Raw genomic sequence first — 13,804 nt, forward strand, 5'->3', positions numbered from 1 at the left:
CGGGGGAGTGCGGCGGCGGCTCAGGAGCCGCCGTTGAGCTTCACGTCCTTGACCGCCGCGTCCTTGACGTCCCACTTGTGGAGGACCTTGGCGTACGTGCCGTCCTGGAGAGCCTTCTCCAGCGCCGCCTTGAGGGCGTCGCGCAGCGTCTCGTGGCCCTTGGGCACGGCGATGCCGTACGGCGCGGCCTTGACCGGCGCGCCGCCGACCATCTGGAAGTCGTTGCCGTGGCCGGAGACCTTCACCGCGTACGCGGCGACCGGATAGTCGCTGGACACGGCGTCCACGCCGCCGGTACGCAGCCGGGTCTGGGCCTCGGAGTCGTTGTCGAACGCCTCCATCGCGATGGGCGATTCGCCGTTCTTCTCGCACTTCTTCGACTGGTCCTTGGCCAGGTCGTGCGAGACGGTGCCGCGCTGCACCGCGATCTTCTTGCCGCACAGCGCGTCCCAGCCGTCGATGCCCTGGGACTTGCCCTTGCGGGTGTAGATCGAGACGCCGACGTCGAGGTAGTCGATGAAGTCGACACCCTCACCGATCTTCTTGCCCGTGGTGCTGTCGATGCCCTGCTGGCGCTCGCGGGTGTCGGTCATCGCCGACATCGCGATGTCGTAGCGGCGGGACTTCATGCCGCCCATGAGGGTGTCGAAGGTGGCGTTGTTGAAGTTGAGCTTGACCCCCAGCTCCTTGCCGAGCGCCGCGCCCAGATCGGGGTCGATGCCCTCGATCGCGCCGTTGCTGCGGAACTCCACCGGCTTGTAGGTGATGTCCGAGCCGACCTGTATCAGGCCCTTCTCCTGGATGTCCTTGGGGAGCAGCTTGTAGAGAGGGGCGCTGGTGTCGCGGTTCTTCTGCGCGTCGCGCTTGGCGATGGCCGCGTCGGTCTGGTCGCCGCAGCCCGTGAGCAGCAGCAGCGAGGCCGCGACCGCGGTCGCGCCGGCCACGGCTGAACGAGACCTGCCGGAGGCCGTGCGACGGGTGGTGCGTGCGGTCATGCTGATCCTCCTGCGAATGGGAGAAAACCGATGGGCAGCGTCCGGGGGAGGCGTTGGGGGCGCCACGACCTCGGTTGATGACGGAATCCTGCCATCAGGGATCCGGTATTCGGACTGCCGTTCAGGTCAAAATCGGATAACGGACGAGGGTGCCGTGGGCCGCGCCGTCGAACTCCCGTGACGCTGCCCGGATGCGGGCACGGAGGGGCGCCGGGGGACCGCCGCGCGACGTCTCGGGATGTGGACACCATGCGACAACCTTCCGCCTTTTCATCCCTTTCAGCCCTATTGTCGGAGCGTCCGGGGGCGAGGTAACGAATCCGACTCGTCGGGGCCCGCGCCCGTCCGGTAGAAAGGTGCGCTACACCCCTCATCCGGGGCTCAGGGCGCGTGTGCGGCGCGCCCGGCGTCCGTACCTCCCCCCGCGCGGCGGCCATCCGTCACGCAGGGCACGGGCGCGGTGCCCGCCCACCCCTTAACCAGGGAGTGGTCACCCTCAATTGATTTACGAATAAAGGGGTTCACCAAGTGGCAGCGGAGATCGTCAATCCTCGCAGCGACAGCAATACCGGCGCGGACGAGAGTGCGGACAGTGCTTCCGACACCTTCTTCGACCCGGCTTTCGCGCTGCATCGCGGCGGCAAGATGGCTATTCAGGCCACCGTCCCGGTCCGCGACAGGGACGACCTGTCCCTCGCCTACACACCGGGCGTCGCCAAGGTGTGCAGCGCCATCGCCGAGCAGCCCGAGCTGGTCCACGACTACACGTGGAAGTCCCAGGTCGTCGCGGTCGTCACGGACGGCACCGCGGTGCTGGGCCTGGGCGACATCGGCCCGGAGGCATCCCTCCCCGTGATGGAGGGCAAGGCCATCCTCTTCAAGCAGTTCGGCGGTGTGGACGCGGTGCCGATCGCGCTCGCCACCACCGACGCCGACGAGATCGTCGAGACCGTCGTCCGGCTGGCGCCCTCCTTCGGCGGCGTCAACCTGGAGGACATCTCCGCTCCCCGGTGCTTCGAGATCGAGCGCAAGCTCCAGGAACGGCTGGACATCCCGGTCTTCCACGACGACCAGCACGGCACCGCCGTCGTCACGCTGGCCGCCCTGCGCAACTCCGCCACGCTCACCGGCCGTTCGCTCGGCCAGCTGCGTGCCGTCATCTCGGGCGCCGGCGCGGCCGGTGTCGCCATCGCCAAGATCCTCATCGAGGCGGGCATCGGCGACGTCGCGGTCTGCGACCGCAAGGGCGTGGTCTCGGCTGACCGGACCGACCTCACCGTCGTCAAGCGCGAGGTGGCCGGCTTCACGAACAAGGGCAAGCTCACCGGCTCCCTGGAGGACGCCCTGGACGGCGCCGACGTCTTCATCGGCGTCTCCGGTGGCACGGTCCCCGAGGCGGCGGTGGCGAAGATGGCGGAGAACTCGCTGATCTTCGCGATGGCCAACCCCAACCCGGAGATCCACCCGGACGTCGCCCAGAAGTACGCGGCCGTCGTCGCCACCGGCCGCAGCGACTACCCCAACCAGATCAACAACGTGCTGGCCTTCCCCGGCATCTTCGCCGGCGCCCTCCAGGTGCGGGCCTCGCGGATCACCGAAGGCATGAAGCTCGCCGCCGCCGAGGCGCTGGCCGCCGTCGTCGCCGACGAGCTGAGCGCCGACTGCGTCATCCCCTCGCCGTTCGACGAGCGGGTCGCCCCGGCCGTGACCGCGGCCGTCGCGGCAGCCGCCCGCGCCGAAGGCGTCGCCCGGCGCTGACCGCAGCGCCCGGCGGACCAACCGCCGTGACACGACGGGCCGGGTCCGCACCTGTGACGGGTGCGGGCCCGGCCCGCTGCCGTACGCGTCCCGGGGCGGCGAGGGCGCGGCGCGCGTCACACCCGCGCCCGGTACCGCGGTGCGCACCGGCGGCCTACTTTGGGATCATGTTTGCTGCCTACGCCGCCCGCATCGACCGCGACCAGCCCCTGAACGGCCTCGAACTGGGCGAGCGCCCGGCCCCCGAGGCACGCCCCGGCTGGACCACCGTCAACGTCAAGGCCGCCTCCCTCAACCACCACGACCTCTGGTCGCTGCGCGGCGTGGGGCTCGGCGAGGAAGCGCTGCCGATGATCCTCGGCTGCGACGCCGCCGGCACCGACGCGGACGGCAACGACGTCGTTCTGCACTCCGTCATCGGGCAGACCGGCCACGGCGTCGGCCCCGGAGAGCCGCGCTCCATCCTCACCGAGCGCTACCAGGGCACCTTCGCCGAACAGGTCGCCGTGCCCACCTGGAACGTGCTGCCCAAGCCGCCGGAGCTGACCTTCGAAGAGGCCGCCTGCCTGCCCACGGCCTGGCTCACCGCGTACCGCATGCTCTTCACCAACGCCGGGGTGCGGCCGGGCGACAGCGTCCTCGTCCAGGGCGCGGGCGGCGGCGTGGCCACCGCGGCCATCGCGCTGGGCGCCGCGGCCGGGCTCCGGGTGTTCGCCACCAGCCGCGACGAGGGCAAGCGGAAGCGGGCCGAACAGCTGGGCGCCGAGGCGGCGTTCGGCAGCGGTGAGCGGCTGCCGCAGAAGATGGACGCGGTGATCGAGACGGTCGGCGCCGCCACCTGGTCGCACTCGATCCGGTCGCTGCGCCCCGGCGGCACCCTGGTCATCTCCGGCGCCACCAGCGGATTCCATCCCGACCGCACCGAACTCAACCGGATCTTCTTCCTGGAGCTGAAGGTCGTCGGCTCCACCATGGGCAGCAAGGACGAACTGGCCTCGCTGCTCAGCTTCTGCGCCGCCAAGGGCGTCCGCCCGGTGATCGACTCGACGCTGCCGCTGGACCGGGCGCGCGAGGGCTTCGCCAAGATGGCCGACGGCGAGCTGTTCGGCAAGGTCGTGCTGACGGTCTGATGCGGCGGACGGACGAGGACGAAGTGCACGGCGGGATGCGGGTGTTGCGGGCCGACGGGCGGGCCGCCGCGCCCTGGAGCAACGGCGGCGGGGTGACCCGCGAGGTCGCCGTCCGCCCGCAGGGCGCGGGCTGGGACGCCTTCGACTGGCGGGTGAGCCTGGCCGACGTCACCCGGGACGGCCCGTACTCGCCGCTGCCCGGCGTCCGCCGGATCCTGACCGTCGTCGAGGGCGCGGGCGCGGAGCTGACGGTCGACGGCAGCCCGCACCAACTGCCGGGACGCTTCCGCCCGTTCGCCTTCCCCGGGGCCGCACCCACCGGCTGCCGCCTTCTGGAAGGACCGATCGTGAACCTCAACGTGATGCTGCGGGAGGGACGCGCGCGGGCGAGCGTCGAGATCGTACGGGGTGCGGGGGAGGTGCCGCCGGGGGAGGGGCGGGAGGTGCTGGTGGTGGCCCTGGCGGGCGGCACCGCGGTGACGGCCGGGCCCGCGGCCCCCGCGGCGGGCGGCGAGTCCCTGGCGCAACTCGGCCGCTTCGACGCCGCGTTGCTCCCCGGCGACTGGTCGGCGGAGCTGCGGACGGAGGGCGTCGCCGCGGTGATCACGCTCGCGGTGGACGGGGCGGATGGGATGGATGAGGCGGACGGGGCGGGCAGGACGGCCAGGACGGACTGCTGACCGTTGGGGTGTGCCCCGTCAGGCCGTGGCGCGCGTGGGCGGGGCCACATTCACCAGGCTGTGGTGCAGGCGGTAGTGCGGCGGGCCCGATGACGCGTTCGTGATGGTCACGCCCGGCAGCCCCGCGATGATCCCGGCGAGCCGCGCCGACACGCTGCCGTCGGCGAATGCGCGCCACGCCGAACTGCTCTCCCACTCCGCGTAGTTGAGGACGCGGCTGCCGTCCTGGCTCAGATGGAAGTGCGCGCCCAGCAGGCCCGGCACCTGCGCGTCGGCCAGCACGTCCAGCACGGTGTCGGCCAGGACCCGCTGGGTGTCGGGCCCCGACGTGCCGAACGTGGGGGTGACCAGCAGGGCCGGCGCCCCGCCCGACGCCACCGCGGGCAGGTGGCTGCGGTGGCGCCGGTAGCGCACCAGGCCGGGGCGCCGGATGCCGGGGATCGCCTCGTCGATCGGGCTGATGGCCGCCGCCCGCCGGGCACGCGCCCAGGCCAGGTGTGCCTCGTCGTCGGTCCACTGCGCGTAATGGAGTACGTGGCTGCCGTCCGCGCTCAGGAACGCGGTCAGCGAGAGCATCGCGTCGGGCCGCTCCTGGCCGTCCCAGGCGGCGATGACCGCGTCGGCCGCGGCGGTCTGCACGGCCGGGTCGGGAACGATCCAGGAGCTGATCAGGGCGGTGCCTGCGTCGGCGCGCCGTACGTCGGGGAAGGCGGTGGTGCGGGTCATGGGGTGCTCCGTTCTGCGGTGCGTGGTGCTTCGGAGCTTCGTCCCTGAAGTGCGCTTGAGGTCAAGGGGGATGGGGGCGGGGCGTCACGTCCCGTGTGGTCGCGGCTGTGACTGCCCGGCCGGCGGCGTGCGGGCCGGGCGGTGACGGGCGCCCTTCGCGGAGGGCCGGGCGGGTGTGGTGCCTAGGTCCTGTCGTCGAACTCGCGTCGTCTGCCCGGAGGGCAGGCCCCGCGGCGTCTGGTGCGTGCGCTCGCAAGGCGGAGGGTCTTCCCGGTACTGGGTGTACCGGGGAGATCCCGACAACGCGGCGAGCGTGCGTGCCAGGCGTCGCGGGGCAGACGGGAGTTCGACGACAGGACCTAGGGGCTCGACGCCCAGGCGGGGCACGCGGGTGCCGTTCCGGCCGGGGCCGCCCCGGCCGGTATCGGCTCGTCGGGTGCCGGATCGTGGGGTGTCGGCCTGTCCGGTGCCGACGCGTTCGGTGTCGGCATGTTCGGCATCGGCTCGCTCGGCATCGGCGTGTTCGGCATCGGCGTGTTCGGTGTCGGTACGTTCGGGAGGAAGCAGCCCGGAACCGGGCCGTCCGCCGTCGCTCTGCCGGGGGTCGTCGCGCGGGTGAGCGTGTCATGGGAGGCCCTGGCGCCGGGGACCTCGCCGGGCAGCAAGCCCGCGGGGATGCCTCCTTGCGGTGTGCCTCCCTGCTGCGGTGTGTCTCCTGGTAGCGCGCCTCCCGGCGGTGGGCCCTCCGGTGTCGTACGTCCCGGTGCCGTGCCTTTCGGTGGGGCGCTGTCCGGCGTCAGGATGCCCGCGGCGAAGACCGCGTCGGCCAGTGGGCGGAGCAGGTGCGCCAGCCGTTCGGCGCGGGCGCGGCCCAGGGCCCGCCAAGGGCCCGCCGCCAGTTGGTCCGTCAGCTGCTCCAGGGCCGCGCGTTCCCTGCGGCCACGGAGGGTCGCGCTGCCGTCCGGGGCGATCCAGCCGCGGGCGGCGAGCCGGTCATGGGCGTCGCTCCACTCCTGGGCGCTCCAGCCGCGGGCGGCGGCGGACTCCGGGGCGGCCCAGCCGCGGTCGGCCCCGGCGCCCGTCGCGGCGTGTGAGACCAGCGCTTCGCACGGGTCGAGGCCGCAGGTCAGCAGCGCCGCCAGATGGCCGTCGCCGCGGTGCTCGCGCAAGACCGTGGCGGACTGCCACAGCATCAGGTGCGGAGCCTCGGGCCAGGGCAGATCGAGGTTGGCGGCGGCAAGCGGGCGGGCCGTCGTGCCGGCGTTCTCGGCGGCCCGGCGGGCGAGACCTGCGGCCTCGGCGAGCTGGCCGCAGCTCAGCCGGTCGCCGAGCAGCCGGGACAGCACCTGGTCGACCGCCCGCAGCCGCGCGTCCAGCACCTCGGCGGGACCGGCCGTCGACCAGATCCGCGGAATGTGCTGGGCGATCAGACGCGGGCTGAACGTGTAGTACGTCGCGGCCACCAACTCGGGGCCCGCGGCGCCCAAGGGGGCCGTGCGCCAGGCGAAATAGCGGGGCCAGCGTGACGTGGTGTCGAAGCCGAGGCCCGCCGCGACCCGGAGGGCCTCGGGGGCGGAGTAGAGGGTGGCGTGCAGCGGTTCGAGCTGATGCCACATCCGGCGGGCGACCGAAAGGTAATCCGACATCGCTGTACCTCATGGCCTTCACGGTGCGTGCAGACAGGGGCAGTTGGCGGTGAGGCGCGCCCGAGGGGCCTGGGCCGGTCCCCTGTGCCGGGACGTGCCGTACGGGTCCGGGCGGGGGCGAGCCTCGCGGCTCGTCCGGGCCCGGCACACGGCCGCCGACCCGGATGCCGGGTGGCCGGGGGATGCCCTCGGGACCGGTGCCGGACGAAAAGCCGTGCGATTGATGACGTTCCCCGATTACGCGCCGTGAATCCTGCCTGCCGTAAGCAACTCTCCGTAATCGGCGAGTGGTTGGCCCCGGCGGGCGGGCACCGGAGGCTCGGGGCGGCCCCCGGGAGCCGCCCCGCCGTTGCCGCCACCTGCCCCCGGAGCCCGCCGCATCCGCGCCCCCGCTACTCCTTCGAGCCCGAGCCCGCCCCCGTCTCCTGGTCCGGCTCCGCCGCCGAGGCGTACCGTTCCGGATCCCGCAGCAGGGCGCCGATGTGGGCGGCGGCCGTCGACAGGCGGCGGCGGGCGTCCCGCAGCTGCTCGCCGGTGACGCCGTGATCGCGCGCGGCGTCCCGCAGGTCGTCGCGGAAGCGGTCGAGCAGCCGGTCGAAGTCGCGGGCCGGATCGGTGCCGAGGGGTTCATCGGCCCACTCCGGCGCCGGCGGGGCGGCCGGTGACCCGGCCTCCTGATCCTGCGTCTCCTTGGCCAGATCGATGCGCTCGACCGTCACCCGGGTGTCGCCGTTCGCCGCCCCGGACGCACCCTCCTCACGGTCGCCCGCCGTGCCGTTCGTGAAGCGGCCGACCTCGCGGGAGACCTCGGACAGCGCCTCGCGGACCGCGCCGGACCAGTCGCCTGAGCGGACATGGTCCTGCGTCTGCTCCTGGACCCGCTTGATGACCCGCTGCACCTCATCGCGGGCGTATGCCTGCGCGTCCTTGGCCTGCTTACGGGCCCGCTGGGCGTCCTGCTTGGCCCGTCGGCTCTCGTCCTTCGCCCGCCGCGCCTGTTCCTTCCACTCCTCCTTGGCGCGCCGGAACTCCTCCTTCGCCTGCCGCCAGGCTTCCTTGTCGCCGTATGTGCCGTCGAAGAAGGAGGAAAGGTCGGGGTACGGCGGTACACCCTCGCCCTCACCGGTACCGGCGTCCGCCCGCGGGCCGTCCCCCGCCGCGCCTTCCGACGCCCGGCGGCTGCGGCCCGATGCGGCTCTGGCCTGTTGTGCCGCCTCCCGGATCTCGCGGCGCAGATCGCGGGCCGAGCCGCTGACGTCCTCGCGGATGTCGGAGGCCAGCGCGGCCACCGACTCGCCTATCTCCCGTTCGAGTTCGGTCAGTTCGCCGCTGCGGTCGGCGAGTTCGGCCCGGCCCGCCTCGGTGATCGAGTAGACCTTGCGTCCGCCTTCGGTCGCATGGGTGACTAGGCCCTCGGTCTCCAGCTTGGCCAGCCGCGGGTAGACGGTGCCGGCCGAGGGGGCGTAGAGGCCCTGGAAGCGTTCCTCCAGGAGGCGGATGATTTCGTAGCCGTGCCGGGGGGCCTCGTCGAGCAGCTTGAGGAGGTAGAGGCGGAGGCGGCCATGGGCGAAGACGGGGGGCATGCTCAGAGCACCTTCTTCTCTTCAGGCCGGTCCGCGGGGGCGGCGCCGCGCGGACCGGGGGCGGCGTACGGTCCAGGGGCCTCGGTGGCGCCGGGACGCGGGCCGTCGAACGACGGGCGGCGCAGCAGCGCGAGGCCGCCGGAGACGGTGGTGACCTTCAGCGTGCCGGTGCCGGCGCCGAGCGCTCCGGTGATGCTCTTCGCGCCCCACTGGCTGCCGACCCGCAGGCTGTCGAAGGCGTTGGAGACCGTGCCGCTGGTGGTGTTGGCCTCCACCGTCGCGTCGGCCGGGTCCGGCAGCCGGATGGCCACCTCGCCGGAGACGCTGGTCAGTTGGATGTCGGTGCCCTTGGCCGACGGGTCGAGGTCGAGCACCATGTCGCCGCTGACGGAGCCGGCGTGCACCGCACCGCCGGCGCCGTCGATGACGGTCAGATCCCCCGAGACGGAGTGGAACCGCAGGTCACCGGTGACCGCCTGGGCCTCGACGTTGCCCGACACGGTCTCCGCGCGCACCTCGCCGGTCAGCCCGACCAGGGTGCTGTCGCCCGTCACCCCGCGGACGTCGGTGCGTCCCGCGATGCCGGAGACCACCGCGCTCGCGCCGACGACACCCACCTCGACGCGGGTGGCCGCGGGCACCGTCACCGAGATCACCGCGCTACGGTTCCACGCCTTGCGGTCGAAGAGCTTCAGGAAGCCCTTCCACGGCAGGTCTTCGTAGGCGACGGTGAGGGCGCCGTCCTCGTACGAGACCGTCAGGGGCGTGCCGTGCAGTTCGCCGACCTCCAGGCGGGCCGGGCTGCCGTCGGAGGTGCCGACGACGTTGACCGTGCCGCCGTACACCCGGACGTTCAGCGCGCCGACGGGTTCCTCGATCTCCAGGGTGCGTGGCCCGTCCACCTGGATCGGATATCGCGACCGCTCGTTCCTGGACATTCCGGGCCTCCCCTGGCTGGACATGGCAACGCAACATATCGCGTCTCGCTAGACACGATATATCGCGGATCGGGGAAGTCAAGCGGCTGACGGCAGCCGCCCGCTCCGTCCCGGCCGGCCAGGAGGCGGACGGCGGTACCGTGCGTCCTCCTACTCGTCGTCCTCGTCGTCGAGCCGTGCCAGCCAGGTGGCCAGCCGCTCCACCGGCACCTCGAAGTCCGGGTTCAGGTCCACGAAGGTGCGCAGCTGCTCGGACAGCCACCCGAGGGTGACCTCCTCCTCGCCACGCCGGCTCTCCAGCTCTTCGATGCCGCGGTCAGTGAAATACACGTGCTCTCCACCAGGGGTCATGGGACGTTCCCGGCCAGGATAGGCAGGGCTGCGGGGGCACGGCGAAGGGCCCGCCCCCGCAACCGCGGGGGCGGGCCCTTGCCGGGTGCCCGGAACTACCGGAGCGCTCGGCTACGCGTCGAACGCCTCGGCGATGAGCTGGGCCTGCTCCGCCTGGTGACGCTTGGCGGAACCGACGGCCGGGGACGAGCCGTGCGGACGCGAGATGCGGCGCAGACGCTCGTTGTGCGGGACGTCGGCACCGACGGCCAGGTCGAGGTGGTCGATGAGGTTCAGACCGAGGAACGGCCAGGCGCCCTGGTTGGCCGGCTCCTCCTGGACCCACAGGTACTTACCGGCGTTCGGGAACTTGGCGATCTCCGCCTGGAGTTCCTTGCCGGGCAGCGGGTACAGCCGCTCGATGCGGACGATGGCGACGTCGTTCGCGCCGCGCTTCTCCCGCTCCGCCTCCAGGTCGTAGTAGACCTTGCCGGAGCAGAAGATCACCTTGCGGACGGCGCTCGCGTCGACCGTGCTGTCGCCGATCACCGGGCGGAAGCCGCCGGTGGTGAACTCTTCCGCCTTCGACGCCGCGGCCTTCAGACGCAGCATCGACTTCGGGGTGAAGACGACCAGCGGCTTGTGGTGCGGGTTGTGGACCTGCCAGCGCAGCAGGTGGAAGTAGTTCGACGGCAGCGTGGGCATGGCGACCGTCATGTTGTTCTGCGCGCACAGCTGGAGGAAGCGCTCGATCCGGGCCGACGAGTGGTCCGGGCCCTGGCCCTCGTAGCCGTGCGGCAGCAGCAGGGTGACGCCTGAGGTCTGGCCCCACTTCTGCTCGGCGGACGAGATGAACTCGTCGATGACGGTCTGCGCGCCGTTGGCGAAGTCACCGAACTGCGCCTCCCACATGACCAGCGACTCCGGGCGCGCCAGCGAGTAGCCGTACTCGAAGCCCATCGCCGCGTACTCGCTGAGCAGCGAGTCGTAGACGTTGAAGCGTGCCTGGTCATCGGAGAGGTAGAGCAGCGGGGTGTAGTCGTCGCCGGTCTCCCGGTCGATGAGGACCGCGTGACGCTGGCCGAAGGTGCCGCGGCGGGAGTCCTGTCCGGCGAGCCGGACCGGGGTGCCCTCCATCAGCAGCGAACCGATGGCCAGGGTCTCGCCCATGCCCCAGTCGATCGTGCCGTCCTCCACCTGGGCCGCGCGGCGCTGCAGCTGGGGCAGCAGGCGCGGGTGGACGGTGACCCGCTCGGGGATGTTGACCTGCGACTCGGCGATCCGCTTGACGACCTCCTGGGAGATCGCGGTGTCCACGAACACCGGGAACTCGGCCTGCGGCTGCGGCACCTCGGGGGTGGCCGGAGCCGTGGTGGCCTCGCGGACCTCCGTGAAGACCTTCTCCAGCTGGCCCTGGAAGTCCTGCAGCGCCTGCTCGGCCTCTTCCAGCGTGATGTCGCCACGGCCGATGAGCGACTCGGTGTAGAGCTTGCGCACCGAACGCTTCTTGTCGATCAGGTCGTACATCAGCGGCTGCGTGAACGCCGGGTTGTCCGACTCGTTGTGGCCGCGACGGCGGTAGCAGATCAGGTCGATGACGACGTCCTTGTTGAACGCCTGGCGGAACTCGAAGGCGAGACGCGCGACGCGCACCACGGCCTCCGGGTCGTCACCGTTCACGTGGAAGATCGGCGCCTCGATCATGCGGGCCACGTCGGTGGCGTACATGGAGGAGCGGGCCGACTCCGGTGCGGCGGTGAAGCCGACCTGGTTGTTGATGACGATGTGCACGGTGCCGCCGCAGCGGTAGCCGCGCAGCTGCGACATGTTCAGCGTCTCCGCGACCACGCCCTGGCCCGCGAAGGCCGCGTCGCCGTGCAGCTGGACCGGCAGGACCGTGAAGTCCGTGCCGCCCTTGTTGATGATGTCCTGCTTGGCGCGCGCGATGCCCTCGACGATCGGGTCGACGGCCTCCAGGTGGGAGGGGTTGGCGGCCAGCGAGACCTTGATCTGCTCGCCGTCCAGGCCGGTGAAGACGCCCTCCTGGCCCAGGTGGTACTTCACGTCGCCGGAGCCGTGCATCGACTTCGGGTCGAGGTTGCCCTCGAACTCCCGGAAGATCTGCGCGTACGACTTGCCGACGATGTTCGCCAGGACGTTCAGCCGACCGCGGTGGGCCATGCCGATGACGACCTCGTCGAGGCGCGACTCGGCCGCGGAGTCGATGACCGCGTCCAGCAGCGGGATGACGGACTCGCCGCCCTCCAGCGAGAAGCGCTTCTGGCCGACGTACTTCGTCTGCAGGAAGGTCTCGAACGCCTCGGCGGAGTTCAGCCGGCGCAGGATGCGCAACTGCTCCTCGCGCTCGGGGGAGTTGTGCGTCCGCTCGACCCGGTCCTGGATCCACTTGCGCTGCTTGGGGTCCTGGATGTGCATGAACTCGATGCCGGTGGTGCGGCAGTACGAGTCACGCAGCACGCCCAGGATGTCGCGCAGCTTCATCATGGTCTTGCCGGAGAAGCCGCCGACCGCGAACTCGCGCTCCAGGTCCCACAGAGTGAGGCCGTGCTCGATGATGTCGAGGTCGGGGTGCTTGCGCTGGTGGTACTCCAGCGGGTCGGTGTCGGCCATGACGTGGCCGCGGACCCGGTAGGAGTGGATCAGGTCGAAGACCCGCGCGGCCTTGGTGACGTCGTCGTCGTGGGAGACGTCGATGTCGCGCAGCCAGCGGACCGGCTCGTACGGGATCCGCAGCGACTTGAAGATGTCGTCGAAGAAGTCGTTCTCGCCGAGCAGCAGCTGGCTCATGATGCGCAGGAACTCGCCGGAGGCGGCGCCCTGGATCACGCGGTGGTCGTACGTGCTGGTCAGCGTCATGACCTTGGAGACACCGAGCTTGTTCAGGGCGTCCTGCGACGTGCCCTGGAACTCCGCGGGGTAGTCCATCGCGCCGACGCCGATGATGAGGCCCTGTCCGGGCATCAGGCGGGGCACGGAGTGGACGGTGCCGATGCCGCCCGGGTTCGTCAGCGACGCGGTGACTCCGGTGAAGTCCTCCATCGTCAGCTTGTTGGTGCGGGCCCGGCGGACGATGTCCTCGTAGGCCTGCCAGAACTCGAAGAAGGTCAGCGTCTCGGCCTTCTTGATGGCGGCGACGACGAGCTGGCGGTCGCCGTTCGGCTTCACCAGGTCGATGGCCAGACCGAGGTTGACGTGCTCGGGCTTGACCAGCGTCGGCTTGCCGTCCTTCTCCGCGAAGGAGTGGTTCATCGACGGCATGGCCTTGAGGGCCTGCACCATCGCGTACCCGATGAGGTGGGTGAAGGAGACCTTCCCACCGCGGGCGCGCTTGAGGTGGTTGTTGATGACGATGCGGTTGTCGAAGAGCAGCTTCACCGGCACCGCGCGCACGGACGTGGCCGTCGGCAGCTCCAGCGAGGCGTTCATGTTCTTCGCGACCGCGGCGGACGGGCCGCGCAGGGTGACCAGCTCCGGACCTGCCGGAGCCTCCTTGGCGTCGGCCGCGGCGGGCTTGGCCGCGGGCTTCGCGGCCGGAGCCTTCGCCGGAGCGGCCTTGGCCGGAGCCGCCTGGGCGGGCGCCGGAGCGCTCGCCGCGGGCTTCGCCGGTGCGGCCGGAGCGGCCTGGGCGGCGGGCTTCGGCTGGGCCGGCGGGGTCGGGGACTGCGCCGGTGCGGCCGGAGCGGGGGCAGAGCCCTCCGCCGGCTGGCTGGGCGCGGTGGCGCCGCCCGGCTTGTAGTCGGCGAAGAAGTCCCACCAGGCTCGGTCTACCGAGTTCGGGTCCTGGAGGTACTGCTGGTAGATCTCGTCGACGAGCCACTCATTTGCACCGAACGCAGCGGCAGGGGACTTTCCCTGCCCGTCTTGGTCGGTCGAGATGCTCGAGCTGTTGGGGGACTGTGGCGACACGGCGGCAACCGCCCTCTTCCGCTTCCTAAGGTGGTGGACAGCGGGAATAAAGGCTACGCCTCTTGTGACCATTGGTGCAGTCCGGGAGGGC

General features: G+C 71.6%; 9 protein-coding genes and 1 pseudogene. 3 read left to right on the plus strand and 7 right to left on the minus strand.

All coding sequences use genetic code 11. The annotated features are described in order from the left end of the window. Nucleotides 1-20 precede the first annotated feature (20 nt). The gene (locus tag ACIBK8_RS01505; RefSeq protein WP_399039464.1) at nt 21-995 is read right to left on the minus strand and encodes an ABC transporter substrate-binding protein; all 975 of its coding nucleotides are present in this window, start codon (nt 993-995) and stop codon (nt 21-23) included. A 528-nt stretch (nt 996-1,523) separates the two neighbouring features. Between ACIBK8_RS01505 and ACIBK8_RS01510 the strand changes: the two genes are divergently transcribed. From ACIBK8_RS01510 to ACIBK8_RS01520, 3 genes are all read left to right on the plus strand, one after another. Continuing rightward, on the plus strand, nt 1,524-2,753 hold the full coding sequence (locus ACIBK8_RS01510) for an NADP-dependent malic enzyme (protein WP_399039465.1): 1,230 nt from the start codon (nt 1,524-1,526) through the stop codon (nt 2,751-2,753). 167 nt (nt 2,754-2,920) lie between these two features. Continuing rightward, complete coding sequence (locus ACIBK8_RS01515) at nt 2,921-3,883, plus strand: zinc-binding dehydrogenase (protein WP_399039466.1); 963 nt, start codon at nt 2,921-2,923, stop codon at nt 3,881-3,883. Next, nucleotides 3,883-4,563 (plus strand): HutD family protein, encoded by a 681-nt coding sequence (locus ACIBK8_RS01520; RefSeq protein WP_399039467.1) that lies wholly within the window; start codon nt 3,883-3,885, stop codon nt 4,561-4,563. The genes ACIBK8_RS01515 and ACIBK8_RS01520 overlap by 1 nt, the downstream gene beginning before the upstream one ends. Nucleotides 4,564-4,581: 18 nt before the next feature. On the opposite strand, the gene ACIBK8_RS01525 is transcribed toward ACIBK8_RS01520, so the two are convergent. The 6 genes and pseudogenes from ACIBK8_RS01525 to ACIBK8_RS01550 all read right to left on the minus strand — a co-directional run bounded on the left by ACIBK8_RS01525 (nt 4,582) and on the right by ACIBK8_RS01550 (nt 13,713). After that, complete coding sequence (locus tag ACIBK8_RS01525; protein ID WP_399039468.1) at nt 4,582-5,289, minus strand: antibiotic biosynthesis monooxygenase; 708 nt, start codon at nt 5,287-5,289, stop codon at nt 4,582-4,584. 785 nt (nt 5,290-6,074) lie between these two features. Then, nucleotides 6,075-6,935: pseudogene (locus ACIBK8_RS01530) on the minus strand (hypothetical protein); the annotation flags it as partial. 392 nt (nt 6,936-7,327) lie between these two features. Then, nucleotides 7,328-8,518 (minus strand): helix-turn-helix transcriptional regulator, encoded by a 1,191-nt coding sequence (locus tag ACIBK8_RS01535; RefSeq protein WP_399039470.1) that lies wholly within the window; start codon nt 8,516-8,518, stop codon nt 7,328-7,330. Between the two features lie 2 nt (nt 8,519-8,520). Next, nucleotides 8,521-9,456, minus strand: a complete 936-nt coding sequence (locus ACIBK8_RS01540) for a DUF4097 domain-containing protein (RefSeq protein WP_393682543.1) — start codon at nt 9,454-9,456, stop codon at nt 8,521-8,523. Between the two features lie 150 nt (nt 9,457-9,606). Then, nucleotides 9,607-9,786, minus strand: coding sequence for a DUF6104 family protein (locus ACIBK8_RS01545; protein ID WP_227047229.1), 180 nt, complete (start codon nt 9,784-9,786; stop codon nt 9,607-9,609). Nucleotides 9,787-9,918: 132 nt separating this feature from the next. Continuing rightward, nucleotides 9,919-13,713, minus strand: coding sequence for a multifunctional oxoglutarate decarboxylase/oxoglutarate dehydrogenase thiamine pyrophosphate-binding subunit/dihydrolipoyllysine-residue succinyltransferase subunit (locus ACIBK8_RS01550; RefSeq protein WP_399039471.1), 3,795 nt, complete (start codon nt 13,711-13,713; stop codon nt 9,919-9,921). Nucleotides 13,714-13,804 lie beyond the last annotated feature (91 nt).

The sequence above is a fragment of the Streptomyces sp. NPDC050161 genome, from assembly GCF_044460025.1.
Classification (GTDB): Bacteria; Actinomycetota; Actinomycetes; order Streptomycetales; family Streptomycetaceae; genus Streptomyces.